The organism is Halorubrum sp. SD683 (assembly GCF_002135045.1).
GTDB classification, from domain to species: Archaea; Halobacteriota; Halobacteria; order Halobacteriales; family Haloferacaceae; genus Halorubrum; species Halorubrum ezzemoulense.
The window spans coordinates 22,341-38,120 of sequence record NZ_NEWJ01000022.1; the positions used below are offsets into that span (position 1 = coordinate 22,341).

14 protein-coding genes are annotated in these 15,780 nt (G+C 71.0%); 5 read left to right on the forward strand and 9 right to left on the reverse strand.

Going from position 1 to position 15,780, the window contains the following annotated elements:
* Positions 1–19: 19 nt before the first annotated feature.
* Positions 20–1,471, reverse strand: a complete 1,452-nt coding sequence (locus B9G49_RS07850) for an MATE family efflux transporter (RefSeq protein ID WP_049932938.1) — start codon at positions 1,469–1,471, stop codon at positions 20–22.
* Positions 1,472–1,572: 101 nt separating this feature from the next.
* On the opposite strand from B9G49_RS07850, the gene thiE reads away from it, so the two are divergent.
* On the forward strand, positions 1,573–2,205 hold the full coding sequence (thiE, locus tag B9G49_RS07855) for a thiamine phosphate synthase (RefSeq protein ID WP_086216000.1): 633 nt from the start codon (positions 1,573–1,575) through the stop codon (positions 2,203–2,205).
* Between the two features lie 10 nt (positions 2,206–2,215).
* On the opposite strand, the gene B9G49_RS07860 is transcribed toward thiE, so the two are convergent.
* The gene (locus B9G49_RS07860; protein ID WP_086216001.1) at positions 2,216–3,067 is read right to left on the reverse strand and encodes an SDR family oxidoreductase; all 852 of its coding nucleotides are present in this window, start codon (positions 3,065–3,067) and stop codon (positions 2,216–2,218) included.
* Between the two features lie 117 nt (positions 3,068–3,184).
* Positions 3,185–5,083: a prolyl oligopeptidase family serine peptidase gene (locus B9G49_RS07865; protein WP_086216002.1), complete on the reverse strand. Its 1,899-nt coding sequence runs from the start codon at positions 5,081–5,083 to the stop codon at positions 3,185–3,187.
* Positions 5,084–5,196: 113 nt separating this feature from the next.
* Here B9G49_RS07865 and B9G49_RS07870 point away from each other — a divergent pair, with 113 nt between their 5' ends.
* The 4 genes from B9G49_RS07870 (at position 5,197) to B9G49_RS07885 (ending at position 9,020) form a co-directional block, all read left to right on the forward strand.
* Positions 5,197–6,819: a cryptochrome/deoxyribodipyrimidine photo-lyase family protein gene (locus tag B9G49_RS07870; RefSeq protein ID WP_086216003.1), complete on the forward strand. Its 1,623-nt coding sequence runs from the start codon at positions 5,197–5,199 to the stop codon at positions 6,817–6,819.
* 59 nt (positions 6,820–6,878) lie between these two features.
* Positions 6,879–7,112, forward strand: a complete 234-nt coding sequence (locus tag B9G49_RS07875) for a YgaP-like transmembrane domain (RefSeq protein WP_049932943.1) — start codon at positions 6,879–6,881, stop codon at positions 7,110–7,112.
* A gap of 181 nt (positions 7,113–7,293) precedes the next feature.
* On the forward strand, positions 7,294–8,526 hold the full coding sequence (locus B9G49_RS07880) for an FAD-dependent oxidoreductase (RefSeq protein ID WP_086216004.1): 1,233 nt from the start codon (positions 7,294–7,296) through the stop codon (positions 8,524–8,526).
* Between the two features lie 83 nt (positions 8,527–8,609).
* Positions 8,610–9,020 (forward strand): MaoC family dehydratase, encoded by a 411-nt coding sequence (locus B9G49_RS07885; RefSeq protein ID WP_086216005.1) that lies wholly within the window; start codon positions 8,610–8,612, stop codon positions 9,018–9,020.
* A gap of 282 nt (positions 9,021–9,302) precedes the next feature.
* Here the strand turns inward: B9G49_RS07885 and B9G49_RS07890 are convergent, their stop codons facing one another.
* The 6 genes from B9G49_RS07890 to B9G49_RS07915 all read right to left on the reverse strand — a co-directional run.
* Positions 9,303–10,355, reverse strand: coding sequence for a 3-oxoacyl-ACP synthase (locus B9G49_RS07890; RefSeq protein ID WP_086216006.1), 1,053 nt, complete (start codon positions 10,353–10,355; stop codon positions 9,303–9,305).
* 151 nt (positions 10,356–10,506) lie between these two features.
* Positions 10,507–11,691, reverse strand: a complete 1,185-nt coding sequence (locus tag B9G49_RS07895; RefSeq protein ID WP_080508617.1) for a branched-chain amino acid ABC transporter permease — start codon at positions 11,689–11,691, stop codon at positions 10,507–10,509.
* Between the two features lie 199 nt (positions 11,692–11,890).
* Positions 11,891–12,943 (reverse strand): branched-chain amino acid ABC transporter permease, encoded by a 1,053-nt coding sequence (locus B9G49_RS07900; protein WP_086216007.1) that lies wholly within the window; start codon positions 12,941–12,943, stop codon positions 11,891–11,893.
* Positions 12,940–13,638, reverse strand: a complete 699-nt coding sequence (locus B9G49_RS07905) for an ABC transporter ATP-binding protein (RefSeq protein ID WP_049932949.1) — start codon at positions 13,636–13,638, stop codon at positions 12,940–12,942. Before B9G49_RS07905 ends, B9G49_RS07900 begins: the two co-directional genes overlap by 4 nt.
* Positions 13,635–14,546 carry an ABC transporter ATP-binding protein gene (locus B9G49_RS07910; protein ID WP_049932950.1) on the reverse strand — a complete coding sequence of 304 codons (912 nt, stop codon included), beginning with the start codon at positions 14,544–14,546 and terminating at the stop codon, positions 13,635–13,637. Before B9G49_RS07910 ends, B9G49_RS07905 begins: the two co-directional genes overlap by 4 nt.
* On the reverse strand, positions 14,546–15,780 hold a 1,235-nt coding region (locus tag B9G49_RS07915; protein ID WP_086216008.1), incomplete at its 5' end, for an ABC transporter substrate-binding protein. The genes B9G49_RS07910 and B9G49_RS07915, both read right to left, overlap by 1 nt.

Consider the following 15,780-nt stretch of genomic DNA (forward strand, 5'->3'; position numbering starts at 1 on the left):
TCCCGATCCGCCCGCGGCCCTATCCGACCTCTTCCTCCACCTCGCCCGCGTCGGGGCGGTACTGCCGGCTGACGGCCTGCCACCGGTTCGACCGGAACCGGTAGCCGTTCAGTCCGGCGGGGACGAGCTTCTCCGCGACCAGCGCCGCGTAGAGGCCGCCGACGCCGAGCGGCGTGACGAGCCCGACCAGCGCGACGGGAAGCGCGAAGACGTACAGTCCCACCATCGACGCGAGGAAGGGCCAGCGCGTGTCGCCCGCGCCGCGGAGCGACCCCGTGATCGAGCCGTCGACGCCGAGTGGCACCGCGCTCACCGCGGCGGCGACGACGAACGCCGCGGTCGCGCTCACCGCGGCCGGATCGTCGACGAACACGCCGGCGATCGGGCCGGCGGCGGCGATCACCGCGGCCGACGCGAGGACGTAGACGACCGCCGACAGCGCGATCACGTCGCGGCCGTACGCGGTCGCGAGCGACTCCTCGCCCGCGCCGAGCCGCTGGCCGACGAGCGTGCTCGCGGCGATCGAGAACCCCCAGCTGAAGCTGCCGAGCAGCGCTCTGACCCGGCGGCCGACCTCTAGGGCGGCGACCGTCGCGGAGCCGAACGACGACGCGATCCACAGGAGCGGGAAGACCACGATCCCCTCGGCGACGCGCCGCGCGATGAGCGGCGCGGAGACGCGGAGCAGCTGCCGGGTCAGTCCGCGGTCGAACCACGGCCCGGAGCGCCCGACTGGGACCGGCGAGGCGCCGCGGCCGAAGTACGACCGTCCGGACATCCCCCACGCGAGGACGAGCCCGACGGCGGCGATGGAGACCGCGGTACCGAGCCCGGCGCCGAACACGCCCATGCCGGCCCCGAGGACGAGCCACGTCGTGAGGAGGACGTTCAACAGCGCGCCGCCGGCTCGCGCGACCATCGGAGTGACCGTGTCGCCGACGCCGGCGTACGTCCGGCTCGCGATCATGTTGAAGAACTCGAAGGCGAGCGCGGGCGCCGTGACGACGAGGTAGGTCGTCCCGGCGGACAGCGCCGCGCCGTCGCCGCCCACGAGCGCGACCAGTCGCTCCGCGCCGAGGACGTACCCCGCGACGATCGGCGCGACGAGCAGCGCGGCCACGATCAGCGACTGCTTGACGACGAGCCCCGCCCGCCCGCGCTCGTCGCCGCCGTAGTTCTGCGAGACGAGCGAAACGGTGCCGCCGGCGAGCCCGATGGAGACGAACTTCGCGAGCTGCCAGAACGCGAACGCGTACCCGAGCCCGGCGACCGCGGAGACGCCGACCGCGTAGCCGATCACCGCGAGGTCGACGGTGTTCTTCGACATGATCGCGAACCCAGTCACGATCCGGGGCCACGCGAGCCCCATCGTCTCGTCGAGCCGCGACCGGTCGATGACGCCGGCCCGGTCGAGCGCGCCCGCCACCGCCTCCGCGACGCGAGCGACGATCCGCCGGAGCCGGGGGAACATGGAACTATCGTAGGGGCCGGGCGGGCTTGTGTCTGTCCGTCGCGGGTGGGGACGCGGTCGGAGCGCAACCGTTTTCACCGACTCGCGGCCGATAATTACGCATGAATATCACTAAGTGGCGAATATACCTCGTCACCGCGGTGAGCCGGTCCGCGGGGCGGTCGACCCCCGAGGTCGTCGCGGCCGCGCTCGCCGGCGGCGTCGATGTCGTCCAGCTCAGAGACAAGGCGGCCACCGACCGCGAGCGGTACGAGACGGGGCTCCGGCTCCGGGAGCTGACCGCGGCGGCCGGCGTCCCCCTGCTCGTGAACGACCGGATCGACCTCGCCGCCGCGATAGACGCGGACGGGGTTCACCTCGGGCAGACGGACCTCCCGGTGTCGGTCGCCCGCGAGCGGCTGGGAGAAGGCGCCGTCGTCGGCGTGTCAGCCTCGACGGTGGAGCAGGCGCGCGAGGCCGAGGCCGCTGGGGCCGACTACCTTGGCGTCGGCGCCGTCTACGGCACCGACTCGAAGGACGTCTCCGGCGACCGCGACGGGATCGGGACGGAGCGGATCGCCGCGGTCGCCGACGCGCTCGGCCTCCCGGTGATCGGGATCGGCGGCGTGGACGCGGGGAACGCCGCGCCGGTGGTCGAGGCGGGGGCGACCGGCGTGGCGGCGCTGTCGGCTATCACGGCCGCCGAGGACCCGGAAGCGGCGACCGCGGCGCTGCGGGCGGCGGTCGCGGAGTGAGTCGACCCGCTCAGTCCTCGCGCTCGAACTCGGGCGCGAACAGCCGCGCGGACATGGGGGCCGGGTCGCCCTCGGTGACGTTGTACGCGGAGAAGTCTGTCACGCCCGCCTCGCGGAGCAGGTCCTCGTCGTAGAAGCTGTTGCCCGTACACTCAGTGGGGTCGCGCGCGAGGATCTCAAGGACGGCGTCGGAGACGACCTCGGGGGTGCGCCAGTCGTCCTCCGTCCCGAGCCCGAAGTAGCGCGTCGCGCGGGTGTCGATCGTCGTCACCGGCCAGAAGGTGTTACAGCCCACGTCGTCGCTCGCCAGCTCCTCGGCGAGCGAGAGCGTGATGAACGACATGCCGAGCTTCGACCACGCGTACGGCGCCTTCCCCGGTGAGCGGTCGGTCACGATCGGCGGCGAGTTCGACAGCAGCCACGCCTCGTCGAGCCCCGCGAGGTGGTCGGCGAACGCGTGCGCGACGAGGTGGGTCCCGCGGACGTTCACGTCGGTCAGGAGGTCGAACCGGTCGGCCGGGAGGTCCGCGACGTTCGCCAGCTGGATCGCGCTCGCGTTGTTGATGACGATGTCGACCTCGCCGAAGCGGTTGATCGCCTCCTCGACGACCGCCTCGACGCGGTCCTCGTCGCGGAGGTCGAGTTCGAGCGCGAGCGCCTCCGGCCCGCGCTCGCGCACCTCCCGGGCCGTCTGCTCGATCGACCCCGCCAGCTCGGAGTCGTCGTCGTCCGTCGTCTTGCCGGTCGAGACGACGTTACAGCCGCGGTCAGCGAGCGCGAGCGCGATCTGTTTGCCGATGCCGCGCGTCGTTCCGGTGATGAACGCCGTCGAGTCCGAGAGATCGGGGTCCGCGAGTGCCATACCCCCCGTTCGACCGAGCGCGTGTTAAACCACGGCGTAATCGGTCCCGCCCGCCGACACCAGTCGACCGCCGGCGTCAGTCGAACGCCGCGTCGCTAATGCCCGAACCGCGCCTCGCTAGTCGTCCAGCGAGGCGACGGCGGTGCGCTCCGCGCCGATCCGACGGTCGAGGAAGTCGTCGAGCAGTTCCAGCGAGCGGATCTTCTGGTCGATGTCGCCCGAGCCGTGGCCCTCCTCGCCGAGCTCCTCGTACTCGTAGTCGTCGCCCTCCTCGAAGCCGGCCTCGTCGAGCGCGTCGCGGAGGATCCGCGCCTGCGAGACGGGCACCCGCGGGTCGTTGACACCGTGGACGATTAGGAGGGGCGCGCCGACGTTCTCGACGTAGTTCACCGGGCTGCGCTCCCGGTAGGTCGCCTCGTTCTCGTCCGGCTCGCCGAGGTTCTTCACCATGAGCTCCGTCCGGAAGTGGGGCATGGTGTTCTCGTACATGTCGAACAGGTCGCTCACGCCGACCCACGCGATCCCGGCGGCGTACAGGTCCGGGTACTGGACCATCTGCCAGTTGGCGGAGTAGCCGCCGTAGGAGCCGCCGTAGACGGCGACGCGGTCCTCGTCGAGCCAATCGTACTCGTCGAGGACGTGCTCGGCGCCCGTCGCCACGTCGCCCTGCTCGGCGCCGCCCCAGTCGTCGTACAGCTCCTCGACGAACTCGCGGCCGCGACCCGTGGAGCCGCGGTAGTTCACCTGAAGCACGGAGTAGCCGCGCGAGAGCAGGAACTGGACGCGGTAGCTGAACCGCCGCATGTCGTGGTGTCGCGGCCCCCCGTGCGGATTGACGACCAGTGGCGAGGGTCGGCGACCGGAGTCGAACAGCAGCCCCTCGATCTCGAACTCCTCGTAGGGGTCGTGGTCGACCGCCCGCGCCGGCGTCTCGGGGACCCCGTCGGAGACGAACGAGACCGTTTCGGGCTCGACGAAGTCGTCGGGGTCGAACGGCCCGTACTCCGCGTCGAACACCGTCTCGGCGTCGTCGGTGGCGAGATCGTACGCCACCAGCTCCGGCCGCCGACTCGACGTGGTCCGGTACGCGAGGAGGCGGTCGTCGGCCAGCCGGCCCTCAGTGACGCTCGCGACGCCCGCGGGGAAGTCGAGTTCTTCGCTCTCGCCCGTGTCGGCGTCGTAGACGACGGGCACCGTCACCGCCCCGCGCGTCCGGCTCACGACGAACCGGTCGCCGCCCTCGAGGAAGTGGCTCGGCGACTCCTCGAACTCGCCCTCGCCGAACCACGTCACCGTCGCGTCCTCGACGCCGTCGGCGAGGTCGACGATCCCGGCCCGCCCGAGGTCGGTGGTGTTGTCGACGACGAGCAGGCGGTCACCGTCAGGACCCCAGTCCGCCGGCGCGGCCTCGGCGCCGACATCGCCGATCTCCAGGTTCACGGCGTTCGACCCGTCGCCGTCGGCGACGTACACGTCGCTGTTCTCGTAGGCGTCGGTCTCGTTCGTGGTGTACGCGATCCGGTCGCCGTCGGGGGAGAGTTCGCCGGCTGCGACCGCGCGCTCGTAGTCGGTGAGCTTCGTCGTCTCGGCGGTCGACACGTCGTGGCGGTAGAGGTTCATCTGCCCGTCGCGGCTGGAGCCGAGCAGGAGCGTCTCGCCGTCCTCGCCCACGTCGTGGAGCCGGATCTGGCCGTCCATCTCGACGACGGGCTCGCTCTCGCCGTCGAGCGACATCGCCCACACGTCGTGCTGCTCGTCGCCGCCCTCGTCGCGGTGGTAGAAGAGCCGGTCGCCGCTCGGGTCCCACTCGAAGCCGGCGCGGACGGAGCGCGGCACGTCGCCGTCGCTGAGCCGCTCCAACGAGCCGTCGGCGGGGTTGAGAAGGTGAAGCTCGTTGCGGCCGGTGACGTCGTAGTAGAGGGCGACCGTCTCGCCGTCCGGGGACACGCGCGGGCTCGCGATCGTCGGCAGCGAGGCGAGTTCGCGCAGTACGTCGGTCTCGTCTGTGTCAGACATCCGTGAAGTAACGGTGGCGGAACCCTATTCAACGTTTCCCGTCCCCGAGCCCGCGCCGCGTCCGAGCCCGGCCGACAGGCCCATGCGACGGGAACTCGTAACGGAGCTAACCCATGGCTCCCGGCGAGGACGCGCCGCTTCCAAGGGCTCCCGGCCCGGATGCGGCTCGGTCGATCTCTCGGTCCCACGACGCTCCCGACGAGCCGGGCACCGTCGTCTGGCACCGAGACGATCTGCGGATCGCGGACAACCCCGCGCTCGCGGCGGCCGCGGCGGACGCCGACCGGATCCTCCCGCTGTTCGTCTTCGACCCCGGCTTCTACGACGAGCGCGGCGCGGCCTGCGACGCCCGGATCGAGTTCCTTCACGACTGCCTGCGGGACCTCGACCGCCAGTACCGCGACGTGGGCGGGGCGGGGCTGACGTACGGCCACGGCGACCCGCTGGACGTGCTCGCCCGGTTCGTCGACGCCGGCTGGGAGGTCGTCGCGAGCGCGACGGCGAGCGGGCGGTACGGCCGCCGGCGCGACGAGCGCGCCCGCGAGCGGCTCGGCGTCCGCTTCGTCGCGGGCGACGGGCTCGTCCGCGACGCGGACCGACCCCGCGAGGACTGGAGCGACCGCGTCGAGTCCTGGTTCGCCGCCGACCCGTTCGACTGGGACCCCCGGTCGGTCGCGGTTGAGCGCGTCGAGACGGGCGTCGACCCGGACCGGGTGAGCGACGCCTACGGAGTCGCCCCGACGAAGACGCGCGTCCCGACGGGCGGACGCGGTCCGGCGAAAGATCGACTCCGCGCGTTCGCGGAGCGGATCGCCGAGTATCCGGGGTCGATATCCTCGCCGGTCGACGCCCGCGAGGGGACGAGCGGCCTCTCGGCGTACCTCCGGTTCGGCTGCCTGTCGGTCCGCGAGGTCCACCGCCACGTCGACGAGCGCGCGCCGGACGGGCGCGGGAAGTCGATGTACGTCTCGCGGCTGTTCTGGAACCGCCACTACACGCAGAAGCTGCTCGACTGGCCGGGGTGGCTCGACCGCGCAGTGAACCCGGTGTACGAGGGGTTCAACGGCGACCGCCACGATCCGGACCTCGTCGCGGCGTGGAAGCGCGGCGAGACGGGGTTCCCCATGGTCGACGCGAGCATGCGCTGCCTGCGCGAGACGGGGTGGCTGAACTTCCGGATGCGGGCGCTGTGCGCGTCGTTCTACTTTCACATCCTCCAACAGCCGTGGCGGATCGGCGCCGACCACTTCTACGAGCACCTGATCGACGGCGACCCCGCGATCAACTACACCCAGTGGCAGTCGCAGTGCGGGCTGGTCGGCCGCCCGGGACTGCGCTTGTACGATCCCCGCAAGCAGGTCCGCGATCAGGACCCCGACGGCGAGTTCGTCGGGCGGTGGGTCCCCGAGCTCGACCCGCTCCCCGCCGCGCACCTCGACGCCCCCGAGAAGACGCCGCTCGCGGTCCAGCGCGAGGTCGGGATCGAGATCGGCGAGGCGTACCCGTACCCCGTCGTCGACTACGAGGCGGCCCGGGAGGAGTTCCGCGAGCGCTACGGCGCGGTCCACGGCGCGGCCGCGGCCCGCCTCGGCGACGAAGAGATCGCGCGACGCGCGTCACTGTCGGGGGGTGTCGGGGCCGCGCGGTCGATCGCGGCCGACCACGGCGAGCCGGCCGAGCCGAACGGGGACGACGCCGACGCGACCTCGCAGACCGGCCTCGACGAGTTCGGGTGAACGCGAGAGGCAAGTCGGCGGTGGAAAGGTTCATACGGCCGTGAGCCGTATTGTGACGCATGAACCAAAACGTCGGTGCGATGGACAAGCGCGTCAGGACTGCGGTCGGTGCCGTCGCCGGTGCTGCCTCGTTAGCCACCCTCGCGGGCTCCGGGCCCCTCCCCGCGGTCGCGGCCCCGGTGCTCGGCGTCGTCGCCCTCGCGATGCTCGCGACCGCCGCGACCGGGACCTGCGGCCTCTACTCCGTGCTCGGCGTCGACACCTGCCCCGCCGACGCCGGCGGACCGCGCTGAGCCGCCGTCGCGGCCGGATCCGGAATTCGGCCGGTAACACCCTTTCGAAACCGGTTTTCTCCCTCGTTCGACGGCAGTCTCAAGTGCGCGGAATGCGTATATATGGCATGATCGACAGTGACCGGAATCGACGGCGTCTCGCGGCGGAGCACGCTCCCGCGCCAACCCGGGTGACCGACGCGTGAGCGCCGACCCGACCGCGCTGGTCATCGGCGGCGGCGCGACGGGAACGGGCATCGCTCGGGACCTCGCCATGCGCGGCGTCGACGCGACGCTCGTCGACCGCGGCGGCCTGGGTAGCGGCACCTCCGGTCGGTCGCATGGCCTCCTCCACAGCGGGGCCCGCTACGCGGAGGCCGACGCCGAGGGGGCCGAGGAGTGTATCGTCGAGAACCGGACGCTCCGCGATATCGCCGGCGCGTGCGTCCGCGAAACGGGCGGCCTGTTCGTCCGGCTCGACGGCGACGACCCGGACTACTTCGAGGAGAAGATCGCGGCCTGCGAGGCGATCGGCATCGAGACCGAACGGCTCGACGGCGCCGCCGCCCGCGAGGCGGTGCCGGGCCTCGCCGACGAGGTCGCTGAGGCGTTCCGCGTCCCGGACGGCGTCATCTACCCGTCCCGGTTGGTTGCCGCCAACGCCGCTGACGCCGAGCGCCGCGGCGCGACCGTCCACCCGCACGCGCCGGTCGAGGACGTGACGGTCCACGACGGCGCGGTCGAGTCCGTCCGCGTCGGCGGCACGGTCGATGCGACCCTGACCCCGGACATCGTCGTCAACGCCACCGGTGCGTGGGCCGACTCGATCGCCGAGATGGCCGGCGTCGAGGTCGGAATGGCCCCGAGCCGGGGCGTGATGGTCTCGGTGGAGTACGACGGAGCGCCGCCCGTGCTGAACCGGTGTCGCGACCCCGACGACGGTGACATCGTCGTGCCCCACGACGGCGAGGTCGTGCTGGGGACGACGAGCGTGCCGGTCTCTGACCCCGACGACTACGAGACGGAAGACTGGGAAGTCGAGCGCTCCGTCGAGGAGTGCGCCGCGATGCTCCCCGCGGTCGCCGACGCGCCGACGGTCCGGACGTGGTGGGGCGTCCGCCCCCTCTACTCGCCCGACGAGGCGGGGTCGGACCGCCGCGGGATCTCGCGCGGGTTCACGCTGCTCGACCACGACCGCGACGGCGCGGCCGGGCTGTACAGCGTCGTGGGCGGCAAGCTGACCACCTACCGCCAGATGGCCGAGACGACCGTCGACGAGGTCTGCGACCGCCTCGGCGTCGACGCCGCCTGCGAGACGGCGACGGAGCCGCTGGCCCACGCCGACGATCCGGAGCGACTGGACGAGCTGGTCGAGGCGTACGGCGGCGCGAACCCCACCGACGCGGACGTGGTCGACGTGCCGGCGGACGACTGATCCACGCCGGAGGTAGTCCCCGACGCAGCACGGGTTCGAGGCTGAACCGCGGGATTGAGGCGGCGGGCGCGCGTCCGATCGGTATGCCAGTCGCGACGGTCGGCGAGACGGCGACGCACGAAGTAACGATCACCGAGGAGACGATCGAGGCGTTCGCGGCCCTCTCGGGCGACGAGAACCCAATCCACCTCGACGACGAGTACGCCGCCGACACGATGTTCGGCGGCCGCGTCGCGCACGGAATCATCTCGGCCGCGGTCGTCTCCGCGGCGCTCGCGCGGCTCTCCGGCGACATCGTCTACCTCTCGCAGGAACTGTCGTTCGAGAAGCCGGTGTACCCGGGGGAGACGGTCGAAGCGAGCGTCAGCGTCATCGACGACATCGGCGGCGACCGGGTCGCGGTCGAGACGACCGCGACCGTCCCCGAGCGCGACGAGCGCGTCCTCTCCGGCGAGGCGACGGTGCTGTCCGTCCCGCACGGAGACGGCGACTGACCGACGGAGGCGGACGCTCGGCCGAGCCATTTTGTAAATGACGACGCGTCGAAGCGGTGGCGCGAGGAGTGCGCGAGGGAGTCGCGAACGCCCGGAGGGCGTGAGCGACGAGGCTGGGGAGGCGTGAGGTGCTGTGCGGGGCGGGAACTCAAAGGGGCAGCCGCGACGTAACAGTGTAAGTAATCGAATCGTCCGTCTCGGACGGAACCGCACAGAGATCAGTCGAGCCCCCTGTCTTGCGAGTTCTGGAGAACCGTGAGACGCTCCGCTGTTTACAAGCGGTCAGCCTCGCCACCGGATCACTGTCGCGGACCACGTGTACCCCGTCCCGGCCGCGAGCAGGCAGCCGAGGTCGCCCGGTTCGAGGCGCTCGGTCTCGACGCCACGCTCCAGCGCGAGCGCCTGGTCGACGCTCTGGACGTGGCCGAACTCGTCGAGGTAGTAGCCGTCGCTCCTTGGATCGAGGCCGAGCTCGTCGAGGACCCGCTCGTGGAACGACCGCTTCATATGTGTGAGCGCGACGAAGTCGAGGTCGTCGCGGTCGAGCCCGGACCGTTCGAGGGCCGTGTCGGCGACCGAGAGGTACGCGGGCAGCGAGACGGGCCCGAGCCGCTCTTTCATCCCGTCCGGGTCGGGCACGTCGAGGGTGTGAAGCCCCTCGCGTACGGTTTCCTCGCTCGGCGGGCGCTTCGACCCGCCCGCCGGCATCACCACGTCGCCGGCGAACGAGCCGTCGGTCTGGGCCGCGCTGGCGCGGACGGTCGCCCGCGCTCGACCGTCGAAGCGATCGGCCTCGTCGTTGACCGATCCGCCGTCGGTCACCTCGACGACGAACGCGCTCGCGCCGCTGCCGAAGTTGAACATGAAGGAACTGTCCTCGTTGCCGTAGTCGACGAGGTCCTCCTCGCGGCTCGCGGCGACGAGCAGCGCGGTGTCGATCGGCTCGGTCTCCAGCTGGGCGGTCACCTGTCGGAGCGCGATCGGCGCGCCCGCACACAGCGTGTAGCTCTCGGTCGCGTACGCGTTCGTCGCCCCGAGTCGGTCGGTGATCGCCGCCGCGGCCGACCAGACGACGTGGTCCTTGTACTCGGATCCGTGGTAGACGACCACGTCGAGGTCGCTCGGATCGACGTCGGCGTCCGCGAGCGCGCGCTCGGCGGCCGTCACCGACATGTCGGTCGCGTGGTCGTCGTCCGGCGGACAGACGTGCTTCTCGCGGACGCCCATCTTCTCGACGACGACCTCCTCCGGGATGCCGCTCTCGGCCGCGATGGCCTCGCCGGTGATCGTCTCGTCCGGGACGTACGTCCCCAGTCCGGTGATCGAGACGGTCATCCGTCTCCTCCGCGCCGCGTTCGGTCCGGTTCGCCGCGCCGCGTTCGGTTCGCTCCGTCGTATCGCGTGATATCGGTCATGTGTCGTGTGTCTACGTCGCGGTCCGTCGCGGGACGTGCGACGGAGGCCGCGGAGCCGCGGGCCCGCGACGCTACCGGAGGTAGCGCCGCAGGTGGTCCGGGAGCCGCTTCCCGACGGTGCCGCCGAGCCGGTCGCGTAGCGTCCCGAGGATGCCGTTCGGGACGAACAGCACGAACAGCACGAAGATGATCCCGAGGTACAGCGGGGCGCGCCCGTCGACCGCGGTGTTGACGAACAGCTCCACGCTGATCCCGAACAGATCCGCTTCGAGGACGCTCGCCGGGAGCTCCTCGCGCAGCAGCGTCGCGATCCCGCCGCTCTCGGTCGAGAGCACGTCCTCTAACCCCTGCGTGAACAGGGTCCCGTACACCGGCCCCGCGAGGGTGCCGAACCCGCCGACGATCGTCGTGATCAGCGCGTCGGCGGTGACGAGGAAGTAGAACGTCCCGTCGGGCGCGACGGAGCGCGAGTAGGCGGCGAAAATCCCGCCGGCGACCGCGCCGAAGAAGCCGCTGATGGCGAACGCGGCCAGCTTGAACCGGTAGGTCGCGTAGCCGACGGCCCGGGCGCGCTCCTCGTTCTCGCGGATGGCGATCATCACGCGCCCGAACGGCGAGTGGATGATCCGCTGCATCGCGAAGTAGCAGACGACCACTACGATCCCGAGCGCGTAGTACGAGACCACGGTCGCCGACAGGTCGATCCCGAGGCCGAGCAGGTTCTCGACGCTCTCGCCCGTGAGCCGCCCCACGTCGAGGCTCAGCGCGTCGACGAAGGGGACGCCGATGGCGAGCGCGTCGCCGCTCACCGTCGCGCCCTCGGTCGGGTTCGTCGAGACGTACCCCCACGAGCGGATCAGCTCGTAGATCACCTGCGCGAACCCGAGCGTGATCATCGCGAAGTAGACGCCCGTGAGCCGGAACGACACCGACCCGATGACGAGCGCGAGCAGGCCGGCCACCACCGCGCCGAGCAGGAGTGTGATCATGAACGGCGTCCCGCCCGGGATCCCCGGCACCTGCCCGTTCGCGGCGAGGACGACGAAGTAGCCGCCGGTCCCGAAGAAGGCGGCGTGCCCGAACGAGAGGTAGCCGGTGTAGCCGCTGACGAAGTCGAAGCTCATCGCGAACAGCCCCATGTACAGCACCACGACCATGAACGTGATCGCGGGGAGGAACGTCTCCGCGAGCGGCGCCGCCGGCGTCGCGAGCAGCGCCTCGTAGCCGAGCGGATACAGCAGGAACCCGACGATCACGGCCGCGTGAACCGCGTGGTCTCGCAGGTACTCGCGGAGGCCGCCGGTTGCCTTCGACGGCGGAACCGGATCCGTCTCGTCGACGGGAGCGTCCGATTCGTCGACGTGAGCGCCGGAACCGTCGACCGGTGCGCCCGCGTCGCCGACCGACCCGTCGGAGTCCGCCGGGGCGTCCGCGTCGACACCGGAGTCGGGGTCGCTAATGGCCTCCCACCTCCTCGACGCCGTAGAGCCCCTGCGGGCGGAGTATCAGCATCACCACGAGCAGGAGGAAGATGGTCACCTCGGAGAGGCCGGGGAAAGTGACGATCCCGGTGGTGAACAACCACGTCGTCACCGAGTCGGCGATCCCGACGATGCCCGCCGCGACGAGCGTCCCGGTGAAGCTCCCGAGCCCGCCGATGATCACGACGACGAACGCGTACAGCAGCACGTCGATACTCAGGAGGACGCTGGGGCCCCAGATCGGGTCCCACATCAGCAGGACGCCGCCGACCGCGGCGAGGCCGGTCCCGACGCCGAAGACGACGGTGAACGCCTGCCGCACGTCGACGCCGAGCGCCTGGACCATCTCGGTGTCCTCGCTGCCGGCCCGGATGTAGAGGCCGTACAGCGTCTTCGTCAGGAACGCCCAGACGGCGACGGCGACGACCGCGCCGATAGCGACCTCGAAGAGGTACAGCCGCCTGACGCCGACGCCGAGCAGCTCGGTCCGCCCGAGCAGCACGTCGGGCGCGGTGCCCATCGGCGCCTGCCACTGCGGGTTCGGCTGGATCCCCCGGAGCGTCAAGACGATCCGGGCGACCTCCTCGATGATGAGCGAGACGCCGAAGGTCAACAGGATCTGGTAGGTAGGCGTCCGGTCGTAGATCGGCCGGATGAGCGTCACCTCCATCGCGCTGCCGGCCGCGGTGGTGACCGCGAACACGAGCGCCAGCGCGACGAAGAAGACGAGGATCGTTGCGACCGTCCCGGTGTTCGCCCCGACGAGCAGGACGAGAACCAAGCCGCCGAGGTACGCGCCGACCATCGCGATCGCGCCGTGCGCGAAGTTGAGCACGCCCATCAGCCCGAAGACAAGCGTCAGGCCGACCGCGATGGTGAAGTACACCGCGCCCTTGCCGATCCCCTCGGCGAGCACGCGAGTGGCCGTCTGGAGGCCGTCGACCGCGCCGCCGGTCGCGAGCAGCGCGCCCGGGTCGACGAGCGGGGCGACCTGCGCGGCGGCCCCCGCGAGCGGTCCGAGGCTCATGCGGTCAGGTACCTCCGGATCCGTTCGTCCTCGCTCGTGACGCCGGCGGTCTCTCCCTCCTCGACCACGACGCCGTGGTCGATGAGGTAGAAGCGGTCGGCCAGATCCATCGCCAGCCGGAAGTTCTGCTCGACGAGGACCATCGTCGTGTCCGCGGAGGCCGCGCGCAGCGCCTCCACCACGTCCTCGACGATCTGTGGCGCGAGCCCCTCGCTCGGCTCGTCGACGAGCAGCAGGTCGTTGTCGCCGAGCATCCCTCGGGCGATCGCGAGCATCTGCTGCTGCCCGCCGCTCAGGTCGCCCGCCTCCTTGTCGGCGAAGCGGTCGAGCGCCGGGAACAGCTCGTACGCCCCCGCGATCCGAGCGCCGGGATCGGCGGCCGAGTGGGCGGCGACGCGGAGGTTCTCCTCGACCGTGAGATGCGAGAATACGCGTCGTTCCTCCGGCACCCACCCCATGCCGCGGGCGGCGATCTCGTGGGGCTCCATCCCCGTCACGTCCGTCCCGTCGAACCGGACCGTCCCCTCGCGGGGCGGCGTGAGCCCGAGCGCGGTGCGGAGCGTGGTCGTCTTCCCGACGCCGTTCCGGCCGACGAGGGCGACGATCTCGCCCGCCTCGACCGACAGCGACAACCCCTGAAGGATGTGGCTCTCGCCGTAGTAGGTGTGGACGCCGTCGAGTTCGAGCGTCGTCACCGCGACTCACCCCCGGCGCGCACGCGTCGGCCGCCGTCGGCGGCCGCGTCGCCGTCCGAGCGCCCTCCCTCGTCGGCGGAGCGCTCTCGTCCGTCGGCGGATCCCTCGCGGCCGTACCCGCCGAGGTACGCCTCCTGAACGTCCTCGTCGCCGCGAACGTCCTCGGGCGGCCCGTCGGCGATCAGCTCGCCGCGGTGGAGGACGGCGATACGGTCGGAGATGTCCATCACCACCTCCATGTTGTGTTCGATGAGCATCACCGAGTGATCCTCGGCCACGTCCTCGATCAGCGCGACGACCTCGTCGACGCCCTCGCTCGACACGCCGGCGGTCGGCTCGTCGAGCAGGAGCAGATCCGGGTCGCCGGCGAGCGCGACCCCGATCTCGAGGCTACGCTTCTCGCCGTGACTCAGGTTCTGCGTGACGGTCTCGGCCTCCTCGGCCAGCCCGATCCGTTCGAGGATCGCGGTCGCCTCCGCGTAGTGGTCCTCGAAGTCGGTCACGTTGCGCCACAGCTTCCACGAGTCGTTCCCGCGGCTCGCCTGCGCGGCGACGCGGACGTTCTCCAGCACCGACAGCGTCGGGAAGAGGTTCGTGATCTGGTACGACCGGTGGATCCCCGCGAGCGCCGTCTCGTCCGGCGAGGCCGTCGTGATGTCGATCGCGGAGCCGGTCCCGTCGGCACCGGCGGAGGCCGCCCCCGCGTCTCTGCCGCCCGATGGGGCGAACCGGATGCTCCCGTCGGAGGGCTCCAACACGCCCGTGAGCAGGTTGAAAAACGTCGTCTTCCCCGCGCCGTTTGGGCCGATGATCGAGCAGAGCTCGCCGGTCTCCAACGCGAAGTCGACGCCGTCGACGGCGGTGATGCCGCCGAAGCGCTTCGTGAGCCCCTCGGTCTCCAGCAGCATTACAGCGAGCAGCTCGCGTCCTCTTCGGGGACCATCACGTCCTCGGCGTCGAGCCGTTCGAGGGGCTGGCCGGGCATGATCGGCGCGCCCCAGGTGTCGGCGTACTCGTCGCTGGTCGGGACCGGCCACGCGACCGTCATCTGCGAGGCGGCCTGGTTGTTGTGTTCTTGGAAGGTGTACCCGTCCGCGCCCTTCGGCGTTTCAGCGACGGTCATGCCGCGCAGCGCCTCGGCGATGTCGGCGCCGTCCGTGGAGCCGGTCTCCGAGACGGCCTGCGAGAGCGCCGAGGCGGCGGTGAACGTCCCGGCGCTGAACAGGTCCGGCACGATGCCGTACGCGTCGATGTGTAGCTGCCGGAACTCCTCGTTGATCGAGTTCTCGTACTGGTTCCAGTGGTACCGGCTGGTGAACGGTCCGAGCCCGGCGTCCTTGATATCCTGCTCGGTGAAGCCCTCGCCCAGCGCCGACTCGATGGTCCCGCCGATGAGTTGCGTCGTCAGCAGGGCGGCGAACCCGCCGAACACCTGGACGTCGTAGGAGATCGCGGAGGTGAGGAACTGCGGCAGCGTGGACGCGGTGAAGCCGCCGACGACGCCCGTCGCGCCGTCCGACATCGCCTGTTCGAAGAGCCCGTCGAACTCGGAGTACCCGACCTCGACGAAGCGGGGTTCCAAGACCTCCACCCCGTTGTTCTCCAATACCTGAGTGTAGTTTTCCGCGACGCTCTGCCCGAACGCGTTGTCGGACGCGAACACCGCGACCGTGTCGATGTCGAAGTTCTCGGCGACGTACGTGCCGCCCGCCCGCGCGTCCATCGCGGTGTGCTCGCTCGCGCGGAACGCCATCGGGTGACAGAACTCGTCGCTCACCGTGATGCCGGCGTCGGCCGCCGGCCCGATCAGGTAGGGGATGTCCGTCTCGTCGACGACGGTGTTAATGAGCCGGCGCGCGCTGTCGGAGGAGGTCCCGCCGAACAGGATGTCGACCTCCTCTTCCAAGACGAGGTCGGTCGCGACGCTCTGGGCCGTATCCGGACTGAAGCCGGTGTCCTCGACGATGATCTCGTAGGTCGGGCCGCCCTCGGGCTCGACCGTGTACGTGCCCGGCGTCGCCTCCTCGATGGGGTCGAGGTCGTGCTTGTACGCCAACCCGGAGTAGAACCCGCGGAGGCTGATCTGCCCGTAGTACTTGAGGTCGCCGGAGGTCGGCTGGAGCGCCCCGATCCGGACCGTCT

Bases quoted from the DNA above. Each gene is read 5' to 3' on its own strand.
- B9G49_RS07870 (WP_086216003.1), top strand. From the start codon at position 5,197: ATGGCTCCCGGCGAGGACGCGCCGCTTCCAAGGGCTCCCGGCCCGGAT.
- B9G49_RS07890 (WP_086216006.1), bottom strand. From the start codon at position 10,355: ATGACCGTCTCGATCACCGGACTGGGGACGTACGTCCCGGACGAGACG.
- B9G49_RS07885 (WP_086216005.1), top strand. From the start codon at position 8,610: ATGCCAGTCGCGACGGTCGGCGAGACGGCGACGCACGAAGTAACGATC.
- B9G49_RS07900 (WP_086216007.1), bottom strand. From the start codon at position 12,943: ATGAGCCTCGGACCGCTCGCGGGGGCCGCCGCGCAGGTCGCCCCGCTC.
- B9G49_RS07860 (WP_086216001.1), bottom strand. From the start codon at position 3,067: ATGGCACTCGCGGACCCCGATCTCTCGGACTCGACGGCGTTCATCACC.
- thiE (WP_086216000.1), top strand. From the start codon at position 1,573: ATGAATATCACTAAGTGGCGAATATACCTCGTCACCGCGGTGAGCCGG.
- B9G49_RS07875 (WP_049932943.1), top strand. From the start codon at position 6,879: ATGAACCAAAACGTCGGTGCGATGGACAAGCGCGTCAGGACTGCGGTC.
- B9G49_RS07865 (WP_086216002.1), bottom strand. From the start codon at position 5,083: ATGTCTGACACAGACGAGACCGACGTACTGCGCGAACTCGCCTCGCTG.
- B9G49_RS07910 (WP_049932950.1), bottom strand. From the start codon at position 14,546: ATGCTGCTGGAGACCGAGGGGCTCACGAAGCGCTTCGGCGGCATCACC.
- B9G49_RS07850 (WP_049932938.1), bottom strand. From the start codon at position 1,471: ATGTTCCCCCGGCTCCGGCGGATCGTCGCTCGCGTCGCGGAGGCGGTG.